Source organism: Saccharothrix sp. HUAS TT1, assembly GCF_040744945.1.
Taxonomy (GTDB): Bacteria; Actinomycetota; Actinomycetes; order Mycobacteriales; family Pseudonocardiaceae; genus Actinosynnema.
Map to the genome: position 1 here is coordinate 6,967,517 of NZ_CP160453.1, position 14,034 is coordinate 6,981,550.

The window sequence follows — 14,034 nt, forward strand, 5'->3', positions numbered from 1 at the left end:
GAAAGCCGACATCGCCACACCCATACCTACCGCTACACCCCTACGGCGTATTTGGACCGAATGGCCCTAGGCGGTCGCGCTCCAGAGGTAACACGTACGACCAAATGGTGGACTATCATGGCCGGTCCGCCCCGTGCACTTCGTCGTAGCGGTCGGATCTACCGCCAGACCGGCGACTCGATCTCCGTTTCCGCACCCGGAATCACCCCGGCCACACGCGCACCACTCCATCGCACCAGCTGAACCACGTGATCACCTCGTCAGGCGCCATCAGGAATTCGAGTTCTGCCGGCAGCAGCCCTTGCCCAGGATCCCAAGTCGAGGAAGATTGAAGTGAACCGCATTCCTGTTGGCCCCTGACGTTCGACAACCCGTCAATCGAGGACGGTTCGCCGCGTGCCCGCGCGTACCGCCGTGCGCGGTGGTGCCTGAACGCAAGTGCCGCGCGTCGTCGGTGAGGACGGAGCGCGGCACTGCGTCAGCGTCGGTTCGGGGTGGTCACACGCGGTTCCACTTCTGGTTGGGCTGGCCGTTGCAGGTCCACAGCCGCGCGGGCGCGCCGTTGGCGGTTGAACTGCCGGCGACCTCCAGGCACAGCCCCGACTGCGCGCTGGTGATCGAGCCGTCGGCGTTGAGCCGCCACTTCTGGTTGGCGCCGCCGTGGCACGTCCAGATGATCACCGGGGTGCCCGCGGTCGTGCCGGCGTTCTCGGCGTCGAGGCAACGCTGCGAGTCGGCGCCGTAGACGGACAGCTCCTGCGTCGTAGTGGACGTCCACTGCTGGTTGGGCCCGTTCCAGCAGTCCCACACCTGCAGCCGGGTCCCGGCGGTGGTGGACTGGTTCGGCACGTCCAGGCACTTCCCGGCACCCACCGATCGCAGTGGACCGGTGGTACCGCCACCGCTGCCGCCGTCGAGACCGAGGAAGGAGATGGCGTAGGCGAGCATCCCCGCCTGCGGCAGGGTGTGGCCGGTGCCCGTGATGCTGACGCCTTCGACCGCGGCCCTGGTGCCGGTGTCGCCGTAGCGGGTCCGCGTCCAGCTCGGTTGCGGGCGGTCGGTGGAGGAGGGGGTCTGGCTCAAGCCGCGGAGGTTGGTCCACTGCTTGATCCCCTCGCCGAAGTTGCGGTAGGCCAGGGTGGTGTCCTGGTCACCGTGCCACAGCTGCATCCGCGGGTAGGAGCCGGTGTAGCCGGGGTACATGGAACGTGCCAGGTCGCCCCACTCCTGCGGGGTCTTGACGATGTTCCCACCGGAGCACTGGCTGTTCCACAGCGAGCCGTTGGTGGTGGCGAAGCACCCGGCGGGCACCCCGGAGAACGCGGAGGCCGCGGTGAAGACGTCCGGGTACTGGGCGGCCAGCACGGTGGTCATCATGGCGCCGGAGGAGAACCCGCTGACGACGATGCGGGCCGGGTCGACGTCGTGGCGCTGGCGGACCCAGCCGACCATGGACATGATGCCCGTGGAGTCACTGCCGCCGTCGCGGGTCAGCCCGGCGCGGGTGGACACGTCGAAGCAGCGCCCTTCACGGGTGGCCTCGGGCACCACGACGACGTACCCGTGCCGATCGGCGGCGGTGGCGAAGTCACGCCCGTTGCCGTTGAAGATCGCACCGGCCGACCCGCCGCAGTAGTGCACCAGGACCAGCAGGGCCGGCCGGGGTGCGACGTTGTCCGGCACGTAGACGTACATGCCGAGGTTGGTGGGGTTGGCGCCGAAGTCGGTGACGCGGGTCAGCGTGGCGGCCGAAGCGGGCCCTGCCGAGATCAGCGCGACGCCCAGGACGAGCGACAGCAGCGACGTCATCGTCAACAGGGTGGTGAGCATTCGTTTCATGTGTGGCTCCTGGGTGGACCACGCCGTCACCACCGCCCTCAGGGCATGCCGTCGCTCACCGCGCCGACCAGTGGTGGAAGCAGGCGTGTCGTTGTACGCGTGGTTCGGGAATCGGCTACGCGGTGATTGCGCGGACGGGCCGTGCGCGGTCCGTTCGGGCCGTTGAGCAGCCGGAACGGCCCGGTGTCGACCGGCCCGTCACACGGCCTGCCGCCGCCACTGCTGGTTGGTGCTGTTGCTGTTGCAGGTCCACTGGACGAGTTGGGCGCCGTCGGTGGTGGCGGCCTCGGACACGTCCAGGCACTTGCCGCTGTGCTGGGCGACCAGCCGCACGTGGCCGTTGCCGGCGTCCTGGGTGAGCCAGCGCTGGTTGGCCTGGCCGTTGCAGGTCCACTGCACGACCCGCACCCCGTCCGCGGTGGCCGACGCGCCTCCGTAGACGTCGAGGCACTTGCCGCTGCCGACGTTGACCACCTCGTTGTAGCCGCCGCCGGTGTCGCGGACGCGCCAGCGCTGGTTGGCCTGGCCGTTGGGCGCCCACTGGACCACGTTGCCGCCGTCGGCGGTGGAGGCGTTGTGGACGTCGGCGACCTTGCCGCTGTGCCGCGCGGTGAAGGTCTCGGACGTGGGCACGGGCACGGTGGTGCGCGGGGTGATCCGGTAGAGGCCGGAGCCGTGGGCGGGCAGCGAGCGCGACAGCGTGCCGCTCACGGCGCCCAGGCTCGTGCCCGACCACAGGTCGACCACGGAGGCCGAGCCGATGCCCAGCTCGGCGAGCGAGGCCGAGACGGTCGAGGCGCCGGAGCCGCGGTTGAACAGCGCGAGGTACTTGTCCTGGCTGCCGGGCACGTCGGCGGTCCAAGCGGTGTGGGCGCCGGCGAACAGCTGCCGGTTGTTGAGGCTGTGCTGGTCGACGGCCAGCACAGCGGCATTGGTCATCAGCGCCAGCTCCGAGGCCCGGTTCTGGGTCAGGTCACCGCCCCACATCAGCGGTGAGCGGGTGATCGACCACAGCGTCATCAGGGTGCGCTGCTCGTCGGGGGTGAGGTTGGAGTAGCGCGGCGAGCCCACCGGCCCCTGCTGCGACAACCGGCCGATCGGGATCATGTCCGGGTCGGGCCACGCGCCGGGGCGGCGGTGCGGGGTCCAGGCGTGCAGGCGCTCGAAGAGCGCGTCCAACGACGACCAGTTGTCCCACAGGTCGTTGACGACCCGCCACATGTTGGCGTTGGCGGCGACGTGCGCGCCGTTGCCGGTGGAGGTCGGGCCGGGCGAGAGGCTGAGCACCATGGGGCGCCCGCTGCGCTGGATCGCCAGCTTGTAGCCCTCGACCTCCGCCTGCCGGTAGGTCGGCGCGGCGATGTCGTCGACCTTGACGTAGTCCACGCCCCACGAGGCCAGCAACTTGAACTGGGCGTCCAGGTAGGACTGGGCGCAGGGGTTGGCCATGTCCAGGCCCCAGTTGAGGTTGAGCCAGGCCGCGGTGGTGTTGTTGTTGACCTGGTTCGCGCGGCAGCTCGTCCCCGGCACGGGGAGGTTGTCGGCGACCACCTGGCGCGGGATGCCGCGCATCAGGTGCACGCCGAACTTCAGGCCACCCGCGTGGATGTAGTCGGCCAGCGGCTTGAACCCGTTCGTGCCCGCGGCGGAGGGGAAGCGGGTGGTGTCGGGTAGCAGGAGGCCGTTGGCGTCGGTGCGCAGGCGGGGCTGGAAGTTCGCGTCCTGGTTCGGGCTGCCGGTCCCCCGGCCGGGGTAGTACCAGGCCCAGTCGATGACGACGTACTGCCAGCCGTGCTGCTTGAGGTTGTCGCGCATGTAGTCGGCGTTGGCCTTGACCTGCGCCTCGGTGACGTTCCAGTTGAACGAGTCGTAGCTGTTCCACCCCAGCGGCGGCGTCGTGGCCACCCCGTTGTCCCATGCCAAAGCCGGCTCCTCCGCTCCGGGGGTCAAGGCCGTGACCGATAACGCGGCGGCGGCCAGCAGCACGCCCACCCGCCGCAGGGACGATCTCCGGGTTCCACCCACGGTGCCTCCTGCTCGTCGTTGAGAAGGCGGTCACCACGCCCACCGGCACCACCGCCGCCGGGGTGCGTCTCGCTGCGCCAAGCGTGCCGACCGACGATGTTCGCGCTCACATCATGACGTTCGAATCGATTCGAAGCCAATGGCCCGAACGGGGGTTAAGTGGCCGACTTTACCCAAATGGCCGCCCTTTGAAGACGTCAGGCCGCCTTCGCCCGCACCACGAGCGCGTAGTGAGCGCTCACATTACAAGCCTCGGCACCGTTGACCCGCCCCCCTGCGCGCAGCTACATTAGCTCGAAAGCTCGGCTCCTGTGCCGAAGTCACCGACGACCGGTTCACACCGGCGCGCGGAGTCCTGCGCGCCGGAGGTCGGCAGTGTCCTCAATCGACATCGCCACGGACCTGGCCACCACGCGGTCTCCCCTCGTGAGACATGCGGCCGAGCAGGGCATCGTTCCCACTCCCGTCCCCCCGCCGCGGGCGGTTCGCCGCGCTGGTACGTGGAACACGTTCGGCTGCGACATCAACGAGCAGTTGATCCGGCAGACCGCGGACGCCATGGTCGCCAACGGGATGGCCGCACGGGGCTACCTGTACGTGGTGGTGGACGACTGCTGGTTCGACCCCGACCGCGACGCCCAGGGCAACCTGCGCGCGCACCCCACCCGCTTCCCCGGCGGGATGAAGGCGCTCGGGGACTACCCGCACGGCAAGGGGTTGAAGTCGGCCTCTACCAGGTGCCGGCGGCCGAGACGTGCGCGCAGTACTTCAACGCCTTCCCCGGCGCCACCGGGAGCAAGGGGCACGAGGTGCAGGACGCGCGCCAGTTCGCGGCGCGGGGCGTGGACTTCCTCAAGTACGACTGGTGCTCGCCGCAGGGCACGATCGACGACCAGGTGAGGGACTTCGCGAAGATGCGGGACGCCCTCGCCGCCACCGGTCGCCGATCGTCTGCAGCATCAACCCCAACAGCATCCACGCCAGGACCGGCCCGCTGCGCAACTGGGGTGACATCGCGAACATGTGGCGCACCACCGAGGACATCACCAACAGGTGGGACACCGGCGGCGACGGCAACGACGTGCGCAACGCCTCCTCGGCCACCCTGGGCATCCTCGACAACAGCGACCTGATCGCGGTCAACCAGGACTCCCTCGGCCTGCAGGGCGTCCAGGTGTCGTTCGACGGCACCCGGCGCGTGCTCGCCAAGCGGTTGGCCAACGGGGACGTCGCGGTGGCCATGCTGAACCAGGGCGGCACCACCACGACCACGGACGCCATCTCGGCGAGCGTTCCCGCCAACGGCACGCAGCCGGTGATCTGGGACTGCCACGGCACCGACAACCAGCGGTTCACGCACAGCGGCAACACCCTGCAGCTGCTCGGCAAGTGCCTGGAAACGCCGACCAACGCCACCGCCGGCACGCGGGTCCAGCTGCGGGACTGCAACGGCGGCACGAACCAGCAGTGGACCCGGGCCTGACCGGGGCGTCGGGAGCCGGGATCACGACCCGGACGCGTCACGGCGCAGGCTCAGCCCATCTCCGCTAACCGAACCGCTCGGCAGGCCGTCCTCCCGGTCACCGAGCTGAGCACGACCCACATCACGCGCTCGTGTGCAGACCCCGAGCACTCCAACCGTCGCCTCGCGCGAATTGGTTCGAGTGCTCGGAGCTGCCCGCTAGCGGTGAAATGGGCTTGCCCAGCGGCTGTCACAGGGACAGAAGGCGGTCAACGGGCCCACGGCCGCATCCGCGCTCTCAGCGAATGCACCGTCTCGCTGTTCGAGGAGTTCCCGCAGGAGGTTGTCAGCAGGCACGGCATCGGTGGCAAGCAGGTGGTTCAGGGTTTGGTGGCGGTGATCCAGCGGTTGGCGGCCAGGGCGTCGTGGGGTTCGGGGAGTGGTCCGCGTCCGTGGCGGTGGGTGAAGTCGAACGGGGTGTGCACGTGGGTGGTCCAGCCCCGGGTGGTGAGGTCGGCGACCGAGTCGGGTCGGGGGTCGTCGTCGAACAGGGCGAGCAGGTCGATGCCGGTCTGGGCCTTGGTCGAGGTGTAGACGGGGCTGGCGCGCACCGCGGGGTGTTCCCGGACCAGCTTGACTTCACAGGCCAGCGTGCTGCCGGGTGCGGACAGCCGGTCCACGATGTCGATCAGGCGGCGTTCGGCGTCCCCCGGCAGGTACAGCAGCAGACCTTCGGCCAACCAGGTCGTGGGTTCGTCCGGTCGGAAGCCGGGCAGCAGTCGCGCCCAGTCGTCGCGGAGGTCCGCGGCCACCGGGCGGCGGGTGACGCGCGGGTGTGCTCCGAGGCCGTCCAGCACCTGTTGTTTGAAGGCCAGCACCGAGGGCTGGTCGACTTCGAACACGACGGAGTCCGGCGGCCAGTCGAGGCGGAACGCCCTGGTGTCCAGGCCCGCGCCGAGCAGCACGGCTTGGCGGTTGCCCGCGGCGAGCACGAAGTCGTCCAGCATCCTGGTGCGCAGTCCGAAGTACCGGGCGAGCCTGCCCCACAGGGGGTTGGCCTCGCCGTCCGGGACGTCGCGCGGGTGCAGGGGCCAGTTCGCGGAGGCCGGTGCGGCTCGCACGAAGTGCTCGGCGTAGTCGTCGCGGGCCAACGAGTCCGGTCGGTGGGTTTCGATCGCGCGGGCTGCCGCGACCATGAGCGCGGTCAGTGCGACGCCGTCACCGAGCACCGCTCGTCCTCTCGTCAGAGGGGCCGCACCACGTGTCGGGGCGGTCGTGGGTGGTCACGGCGGCGAGCGCCCGTTCCGCCGACTCGATCGCGCCCGCGGCGTGCACCCGGGCGTCGAACGCGCCGTCGGGCAGGTGGTGCTCGTAGGGCCCGGCGGCGTCCTCGGTCAGCCGGCGCACGTCGGCGATCCCGTCGGCTTCGGCGCGCAGCGGGGCGTGGGAGTGGTGGACCCGGGATGAGCGGGTGGTGGCCGGCACGACGCCGTGCGGCTGTCCGAGCCGGTCCACCACTCGTCCGGAGACGGCCGCCGTCATCCGGCGCTCGGCACCAGGTGGTCGCCCGGGATGCCGGCCGCGTCCGGCCGGTAGAACTCCCGGATGCTGCTCACCCAGTCCGACACGGCGATCCGGTCGCCCCGGTCGGGCCCCAGGGCGTCGAAGAGCGTGTCGATGTTCTGCTGCTCGAACCCGATGGCGATCATCAGCGCGGTGAACACGTGCCGCTCGATCAGGCCGTCGCCGTCCGGGTCGCCCAACCGGGCCAACGAGCGGGCGAACTCGTCGATCGTGGCGTCGAACCGCTCGGGGGACAGCACGACGTCCTCGAACTCGCCCCGGTTGACGCGGCCGTCGCGGTCGTCGTCCAGCTCCTCGGCGAGGGTCGTCCAGTAGTGGCGGAACGCCGCGGTCATCGCCTCCTTCGCCGCCGCGTCGGACTGCGGCGCCGCTTCGACCACCCGGCGGGCCATGACCTCGAAGTCGTTCGCCTCGATCTCACCGGAGCCGTTGGCGTCGAACAACGTGAAGACGAGGTCTACTCGACTCAGCGCCGCCTGAGGGTGGTTCACGTTTTTCTCCCTTCGACATGACGGTGCGATGTCGAAGGGAATCGCGCCGTCGCCCCGCCGCCGTGCCCGGTAGCGGTCTTCCCATGATGTCGGAGGCCGCGCCCGTCGGGTCGAACGATTCGCGCGTTCACTGGAAAGTGTGAATAGCCGTCGCCACTTGGAATTGCCCGCGGATTCGCTACACCTGCTCGGTGTCGACCGTTGTCGTGGGCTGCCTGCGGTCCTCGAACGTGATGCCGCACTTGCCGACCAGCGCGACACCGGTGCCGATCACCGTGGCCACCGGGGCGGCCAGCGCCGCGACCAGCCCGAGGGCCACCGGCACCTCCAGCACCACGTTTTCCTTGCTGTCACGCACGACCACGCGGCGGTTGACGCTCTCGCTGACCAGCCCGCGAACGACGTCGGCCACGGCGTCGACGGCGGCGCGGGGGTGCTCGGGCTTGGATTCGCTCATGACTCTCCTCCGGAGGCGGTGGTTCTTGACGCCTCCAGCCTGCCCGCGGTGGGGAGCCCTGCCATCAGGGTTCTCCCTGACACCCGCCTGATTCACCCCTGAAGAGATCCGCCGTTCCGTTCCAGGACGGACTGCGGCGCACCGGAAACGCGCTTTGGGGCTGCGGTTGGCCGTGCCGCCGAACGCCACGGCCAACCGCTTCGACCTGCACCGCGTCGCCGAGCCGGAACTCCCCCACGGAGACCTGCGGCGCCACGTCGCCTTGATCAGCTCCGAGGCTCGTCCTCGATGACGCCGACCTGGTCCGGGTCTTCCGGAGCGGGCATGTGACGGATGCTGTCGCTGCCCTTGTGGTCGTGGGCGCGGGAGTACCGGGAGTCCAACACCCTTCCCAACTTGTGCGCCGCCCCGGTGTACGCCTCGTCCACGGTGGTCGCGTGGTGGGTGACCGCGACCGGCTGCTTGCCGCCCGGCCGCGCCTCGATGACGCACTTCTTGTCCTCCGGCTTGCTGCCGCCGTCCTCGCTGAGGTGCACCTCCACCCGGGTCAACCACCCGCTGAACCGGGACAGGCTGCTCTCCAGGTCCGTGGTCACGTAGGTGGCCAGTCCCTCGCCACCGTGGATGTTGTGGTCGGTGTTGACCTGGATCTGCATGAGCACCCTCCGGAGCGGGACAGCAATGGACCCGGTCGATACCACCGGGGCGGGCGGCTCAAACGCGTCGGCGTTCAACCGGATTCGTCGGCCGCGGTGCGGAGGAGTTCGGTCGGAGGGGTCGCGGCACCGCCCGTTCAGGCATTGATGCGGCCGGAATCGGGCAACGGGGGCGGCGGGGCGTTGTCGATCGTCGTGCTCCGCCCCGAAGGTGGTCCCGAGGTCCACAACGGGCCCCGAGCGTGGTGACGTGGCACTGATGGGAGTGGTCCGACGATGCGGTACTCATTGGGCATCGATCTCGGCACGACGTTCACCGCGGCCGCCGTGTCCGGGGAGTCCGGCACGAGGGTCGTGCCGCTGGGACCTGACGTCGTGGCCCCGTCCACCGTGTTCGCCAGGCCCGACGGCACGCTGCTGACCGGCGAACTGGCCGAGATCGCCGCGGCGGTCGATCCGACGCGCGTGTCGCGCGGGCACAAGCGCAGGCTCGGCGACCCGACACCGCTGGTGATCGGTGGCGCCGCCTACGCGCCCGCCGCGTTGCTGGCCGCCCAGCTGCGCGACGTGGTCGACGCGGTGACCGCGCAGGAGGGCGCTCCGCCGGACTCGGTGGTGCTGACGTGCCCGGCGGTGTGGGGGCCGTACCGCCGGGAGCACTTCGAGGAGGTGCACCGCCTGGCGGGGTTGACGAACGTGCGCGTCGTCACCGAACCGGAGGCGGCCGCGACCCACTACTCCGTCGAGCGCAGGCTCGGCGACGGCGCGCTCATCGCCGTCTACGACCTCGGCGGCGGCACCTTCGACGCCACCGTGCTGCGCGCGGACCGCGCCGGCATGCAGATCCTCGGCACGCCCGAGGGCGTCGAACGCCTCGGCGGCATCGACTTCGACGAGACGCTGCTGGCGCACCTGGACGCCGCCCTCAGCGGGGCGCTGCACGCCCTCGACCCCACTTCGCCGAGCGACGCCGCCACCCTGGCCGCGGCCCGTGCGCTGTGCGTCAAGGCGAAGGAAGACCTCTCGACGGAACCGGACGTCACCCTGCCCGTGCCGCTGCCCGGCGACCCCCGCAAGGTCCTGATCAGCCGGACCCAGTTCGACGCCATGATCCGCCACTCGGTGGCGCTGACCACCGAGGCGCTGCACCGCACCATCCAGTCCGCCGGACTGCGACCCGACGACGTCACCGGCGTGTTCCTCGCCGGCGGCTCCTCACGCGTCCCCCTGGTCTCCCGGATGGTGTCCGACGCCTTCGGCAAGCCCATCCACATCGGTCTGCACCCCAAGCTGACCGTCGCCCTCGGCGCCGCCGCCATCGCCAGGAACAGCTCCAGGACCGCTGCCGGGACCACCGCGGTGGTCCCGCGCCGGGACCTCCGACCCGTCGTGCCCGCCGTGCCCGCCGTGCCCGCCGTGCCCGGCGACCGGGCGCGGCGGCGCGGGTGGCTGCTCCCCGCCGCCGCGGTGACCGTCGCGGCAGCGGTCACCGCGGCGGTGGCCCTGGTGTTCTCGGGCGCCCCGCAGGATGACGCGCACGCCGCGGCCGATCCGAGTGCGCCGCAGGTCAAGGGCTCCACGGCCGGTTCCTCCGCCGGCGCCACGACCACCACGACCACCACCGCTACCCCCGTCACGACCACGACGACCGCCACCGCGGCCTCCCCCGCCGTCGCTCCCACCGCCGCGCCCCCGGAGCCGGCGCCCGGACGAGCCGGGGGCGCGCCCGACCTGGAGGTCTACCGCGGCCCGGCCCCGACCCGGTACCTCGGCATGCTGGGCAGCGCGGAGGACGGCTGGGCGGGCCAGGTCATCGGCGACGACCGCACCGCCTCCTACCAGGCGATCTCCGCCGCCCCCGACGGGCAGTCCGGGCTCCGCGTGCGGTGGAGCGGCACGGCGCCCGGCCAGGTCTACCTCCAGCACGCCGACGGCGGCAGCGACCTCAGCGCCTACGCCGGCGCCGCGGGCGCCCTGGTGATCGACCTGGTCGTGCACCAGAGCCCCACCGCCACCACGGCCCTCGCCGTCCACTGCGGCTACCCCTGCGCGGCCGAGCTGAACGCGACCTCGGTCCTCCGGGGGCTGCCGGTCGGGACCCCGCGGAGCGTGAAGATCCCGGTCGGGTGCTTCACCGCCGCGGGCCTGGACCCCAGCACGGTCAGCACCCCCTTCCTGCTCGCGACGGCGGGGCGGTTCGACGCCACCGTCGGCCACGTGCGGTGGGTGGCCGGAGCGGCCGGGGACCCGGACGCCACCCCTTGCGACGCCCTGCGCTGATCCCGCCGCTCCGAACGTCGGTGTCGAGGTCACGACCGGCGAGGAGCGCACGACGAAGAACCGGCACCGCCTCGGTGGCGCCGGTTCTTCGTCATGTCCGCTGAGGAGGAGCCACTGGCGGCCGTGCCCACGGCTGAACGCGGAGCACGGCTGCTCGTCGTGCTCCGCGTTCGAGGGCGTGGCGCCCGGGTTGGGGCTTCAGACCTTTTCCGCGAGCGGGGTCGACATCGAGGCCCAGTGGGCGTGCATGGTCGCGAGCGTGTCGTCCAGGCCGTGCTGGGGTTGCCAGCCGGGGTGGTCGCGGCTGAACTTCCGCGTGTCGGTGATCCAGCACTTGGCGTCGGTGAACCGGGCCTCCGGGGCGTACTGGACCGACATCGGACGCCCGGTCAGCCGCTCGCACGTGGCGATGGCCTCCAGGATGGAGGTGCTGCGCTCGCGCCCGCCCCCGGCGTGGTAGACCGCACCGGGCCGCGGGTCGAGGTGGAAGTGCCAGAACATCCGCACCAGGTCGCGCGCGTCGATGTTGTCCCGGACCTGCTTGCCGCCGTGGCCGAAGATCGTGTACTCGCCGCCCGCGACCGCCGTGCGCACCAGGTGCGACAGGAAGCCGTGCAGCTGCACGCCCGCGTGCCGGGGACCGGTGATGTTGCTGCACCGGAAGATGCCGACGTTCATGCCGAGGTGCCTGCCGTACTCCTGGGCGACGAGGTCCGCGGAGAGCTTGGACACGCCGAAGAAGGTGCGGTCGGTGCCGTCGAGCTCCATCGTCTCGTCGATGCCGAACTCGTGGTACGGGTGGTCGGGGTGGATGTCCCAGCGGGTCTCCAGCTCCACCAGGGGCAACGAGTTGGGCTTGTCGCCGTAGACCTTGTTGGTGGAGGTGACGACGAACGTGGCGGCCGGGCAGTGCCGGCGCGCGGCTTCGAGCATGTTGAGCGTGCCGGTGGCGTTGATCGAGAAGTCGTCGAGGGTCCGCTCGGTGGCCCAGTCGTGGCTGGGCTGCCCCGCGGTGTGCACGATCAGCTTCACGTCGGCGCCGTAGGCGGCCAGCACCCCCGCGACGGTGGCGTAGTCGCGGATGTCGACGTCGTGGTGGCGGTAGTTGGGGATGAAGGACATCTCGGCGACGTTCCCGCTCACGTCGCCGTCCGCGCCGAAGAACTTCCGACGCATCCCGTTGTCCAACCCGATCACCAGGTCGAAACGCTCACGGAGAAACCGCACCGCTTCGGTGCCGACGAGCCCGGCAGCACCGGTGACAATCGCGATGTCCATTGCTTCCACTCCTTTCCTGGAGGGTTGAACAATGCGCTTCAGCACGCCCGGGACGACCCGTCGGCAGGTATTCGGTGCCCGAAGGAGAAGCATGGGCTACGTATTGGGGCAAATCCGACCGATCCGATGTCGTGCCTGGTGGCGGACACATGGTGGACATGTGGCGGACGCGTGACGGGCACGTGACGGAAAATCAGGTCGAGTCGGCGTGGACGGCGACGGCGACCGGCGCCGCCCGGCGCCCGTGGTGCGGGCGGGGCGGCGGAGGTCACCGCCGTCGACCTCCGGTCAACCCCCGGCGGACCGCGGCGCGCCGAAGGCCACCGGCTCGGCCGGGACGCCGACCTGGAGCTGCCAGCACTCGCCGATCCCGGTCGAGTGCAGGACCACCTCGAAGGCGTCCACCACGTCCGACACCTCCAGGATCGGCATGCCGAGGTCGTGGATCACGCCGCGGAAGCCGTCGATGATCGGGGTTTCCGCGAAGCCGGGGCACAGCGCGTTGAGCTGGATGCCCTCGCCGACGACGAGCGGCGCGTAGGAGCGCACGTAGTTCACCACGGCGGCCTTGGTCGCGCCGTAGACGGGGTCGAACGGCACGGGCATGAGACCCGCCAGGCTCGCCATCGCCACGATGCTCCCGCCGCCGCGCGCCCGCAGGGCCGGCAGCACCGCCTCGATGCCGTAGACCACCCCGTCGAGGTTGGTGGCCACGACGCGGCGGTAGCGGTCGGCGTCGAACCCGTCCCCACCGGTCACCACACCGGCGTTCAGCACCGCGATGTCCAGACCGCCGAACCGCGCCACCGCCGTCTGCGCGGCCATCCGGCTGTCCGAGGGGATTCGCACGTCGCACGGCACGAAGACGCCGCCGACGTCCTCGGCGACCGCCTCACCCCGCTCGGCCACGACATCGGCCACTACGACCTGCGCGCCACCGTCGGCCAGGCGTCGGGCGATCGCCGCGCCGATGCCGTTCGCCGCCCCGGTGACCAGCGCGACCTTGCCGGAGTACTTCCCGTTTCCCATCGACGTCCTCCTCCTCGGCACCCCTGTGGACGGATGATTCCCACAGCGGTCACCGGGGGCAATGGACGACGGCCGCCGGCTCCCCGGAGTCCACCACCACTTCCCGTACGGGCAACGCGGCCTCGCGGGGCGCGGTCAGCGCTCCGCCGGGGGTTCCCCCGTCCGGTCCTCGCCGGCGCCCCGCCGCTTGGCCCGCTGGAACGCCTGGATGTACTTGGGCAGCTCGTCCAGCGCCCGTCGCAGGCCGCCGCTGGACACCTGTTCGGCGAACACCGCGTCCACGACGGCCTGCTCCACCTCGTGGTGGACGCGGTGGAGTTCGTCCAGCGAGGCCCCTCGCAGCAGGTCTACCACCCGGATGCGGTCGGTGACGGCGTCCAGGGTGCGCTCCAGGTCGGCGATCACCCGGTCGGCCTCCGCGGGCTCCAGCACGAGGGCGCCGGTGTCGGCGAGGCTCAGCAGCAGGTCGCCGGCGAACACCGGGCCGCCGTCGGCGGTCACCTCGTCGGGCCCGGTCACGCCGGCACCCGTCGCGCACGTGCGGGCACGGGAACCTGTTGTGGGAGTACGGCCACGACTGCCCCTCTCGGAAGATCGGCTCCAAGCTGACCACGGGACGGGAGGCGCCGGTGAGGCCGCCGGGCGTTGTCTGCCCACCCGGTCCACGCCCGCTGCCCGCACGTCACCTGCCGCGCCGCTCGGCCGGAGCGACGCCAAGGACATCGTCACTTCCCCTTCGGGCACATCACGTGCCGTGGCAATCGAACGACACGAGGTGGTGGTGCACGGTGAACGGGCGGTCCACATCGCACGGGCCGCGCGCCCCGCCCGTGCAGGGGCGGCGAGCCGCGCTGGAACGGCTCGCCGCGCGGGGTCGAGGACCCCGGTCGGGGCGGTGACCGGCCGGGGTCCGCACCCGAACGCGGCCGGTGG

General features: G+C 71.2%; 12 protein-coding genes and 1 pseudogene. 3 read left to right on the forward strand and 10 right to left on the reverse strand.

Features of this window, described 5'->3' with window-relative positions:
• Nucleotides 1-498: 498 nt before the first annotated feature.
• Nucleotides 499-1,839: a PHB depolymerase family esterase gene (locus AB0F89_RS31090; protein WP_367129216.1), complete on the reverse strand. Its 1,341-nt coding sequence runs from the start codon at nt 1,837-1,839 to the stop codon at nt 499-501.
• A 198-nt stretch (nt 1,840-2,037) separates the two neighbouring features.
• On the reverse strand, nt 2,038-3,762 hold the full coding sequence (locus AB0F89_RS31095; protein ID WP_367129217.1) for an alpha-galactosidase: 1,725 nt from the start codon (nt 3,760-3,762) through the stop codon (nt 2,038-2,040).
• Between the two features lie 675 nt (nt 3,763-4,437).
• On the opposite strand from AB0F89_RS31095, the pseudogene AB0F89_RS31100 reads away from it, so the two are divergent.
• A pseudogene (locus AB0F89_RS31100) lies at nt 4,438-4,997 on the forward strand (hypothetical protein).
• Nucleotides 4,886-5,347 (forward strand): ricin-type beta-trefoil lectin domain protein, encoded by a 462-nt coding sequence (locus tag AB0F89_RS31105; protein ID WP_367129218.1) that lies wholly within the window; start codon nt 4,886-4,888, stop codon nt 5,345-5,347. The pseudogene AB0F89_RS31100 and the gene AB0F89_RS31105 overlap by 112 nt, the downstream one beginning before the upstream one ends.
• Before the next feature lie 359 nt (nt 5,348-5,706).
• Here the strand turns inward: AB0F89_RS31105 and AB0F89_RS31110 are convergent, their stop codons facing one another.
• From AB0F89_RS31110 to AB0F89_RS31130, 5 genes are all read right to left on the reverse strand, one after another.
• Nucleotides 5,707-6,555, reverse strand: coding sequence for an SAM-dependent methyltransferase (locus AB0F89_RS31110; protein WP_367129219.1), 849 nt, complete (start codon nt 6,553-6,555; stop codon nt 5,707-5,709).
• The gene (locus AB0F89_RS31115) at nt 6,545-6,868 is read right to left on the reverse strand and encodes a hypothetical protein (protein WP_367129220.1); all 324 of its coding nucleotides are present in this window, start codon (nt 6,866-6,868) and stop codon (nt 6,545-6,547) included. The genes AB0F89_RS31110 and AB0F89_RS31115 overlap by 11 nt, the downstream gene beginning before the upstream one ends.
• Complete coding sequence (locus AB0F89_RS31120) at nt 6,865-7,401, reverse strand: EF-hand domain-containing protein (RefSeq protein WP_367129221.1); 537 nt, start codon at nt 7,399-7,401, stop codon at nt 6,865-6,867. The genes AB0F89_RS31115 and AB0F89_RS31120 overlap by 4 nt, the downstream gene beginning before the upstream one ends.
• 178 nt (nt 7,402-7,579) lie before the next feature.
• Complete coding sequence (locus AB0F89_RS31125) at nt 7,580-7,858, reverse strand: DUF4342 domain-containing protein (protein WP_367129222.1); 279 nt, start codon at nt 7,856-7,858, stop codon at nt 7,580-7,582.
• Nucleotides 7,859-8,124: 266 nt separating this feature from the next.
• A complete protein-coding gene (locus tag AB0F89_RS31130; RefSeq protein ID WP_367129223.1) occupies nt 8,125-8,514 on the reverse strand; it encodes an HPF/RaiA family ribosome-associated protein in 390 nt (129 codons plus the stop codon).
• A gap of 276 nt (nt 8,515-8,790) precedes the next feature.
• Between AB0F89_RS31130 and AB0F89_RS31135 the strand changes: the two genes are divergently transcribed.
• Nucleotides 8,791-10,794, forward strand: a complete 2,004-nt coding sequence (locus AB0F89_RS31135) for an Hsp70 family protein (protein ID WP_367129224.1) — start codon at nt 8,791-8,793, stop codon at nt 10,792-10,794.
• A 198-nt stretch (nt 10,795-10,992) separates the two neighbouring features.
• Here the strand turns inward: AB0F89_RS31135 and AB0F89_RS31140 are convergent, their stop codons facing one another.
• The 3 genes from AB0F89_RS31140 to AB0F89_RS31150 form a co-directional block, all read right to left on the reverse strand.
• A complete protein-coding gene (locus AB0F89_RS31140; RefSeq protein ID WP_367129225.1) occupies nt 10,993-12,072 on the reverse strand; it encodes an NAD-dependent epimerase/dehydratase family protein in 1,080 nt (359 codons plus the stop codon).
• Between the two features lie 288 nt (nt 12,073-12,360).
• The gene (locus tag AB0F89_RS31145) at nt 12,361-13,101 is read right to left on the reverse strand and encodes an SDR family NAD(P)-dependent oxidoreductase (protein WP_367129226.1); all 741 of its coding nucleotides are present in this window, start codon (nt 13,099-13,101) and stop codon (nt 12,361-12,363) included.
• A 135-nt stretch (nt 13,102-13,236) separates the two neighbouring features.
• A complete protein-coding gene (locus tag AB0F89_RS31150; RefSeq protein ID WP_367129227.1) occupies nt 13,237-13,620 on the reverse strand; it encodes a hypothetical protein in 384 nt (127 codons plus the stop codon).
• Nucleotides 13,621-14,034 lie beyond the last annotated feature (414 nt).

Excerpts from the sequence above, each read along its gene's own strand:
- AB0F89_RS31090 (WP_367129216.1), bottom strand. The coding sequence starts at position 1,839 with ATGAAACGAATGCTCACCACCCTGTTGACGATGACGTCGCTGCTGTCG.
- AB0F89_RS31105 (WP_367129218.1), top strand. The coding sequence starts at position 4,886 with ATGTGGCGCACCACCGAGGACATCACCAACAGGTGGGACACCGGCGGC.
- AB0F89_RS31115 (WP_367129220.1), bottom strand. The coding sequence starts at position 6,868 with ATGACGGCGGCCGTCTCCGGACGAGTGGTGGACCGGCTCGGACAGCCG.
- AB0F89_RS31125 (WP_367129222.1), bottom strand. The coding sequence starts at position 7,858 with ATGAGCGAATCCAAGCCCGAGCACCCCCGCGCCGCCGTCGACGCCGTG.
- AB0F89_RS31130 (WP_367129223.1), bottom strand. The coding sequence starts at position 8,514 with ATGCAGATCCAGGTCAACACCGACCACAACATCCACGGTGGCGAGGGA.
- AB0F89_RS31135 (WP_367129224.1), top strand. The coding sequence starts at position 8,791 with ATGCGGTACTCATTGGGCATCGATCTCGGCACGACGTTCACCGCGGCC.
- AB0F89_RS31140 (WP_367129225.1), bottom strand. The coding sequence starts at position 12,072 with ATGGACATCGCGATTGTCACCGGTGCTGCCGGGCTCGTCGGCACCGAA.
- AB0F89_RS31145 (WP_367129226.1), bottom strand. The coding sequence starts at position 13,101 with ATGGGAAACGGGAAGTACTCCGGCAAGGTCGCGCTGGTCACCGGGGCG.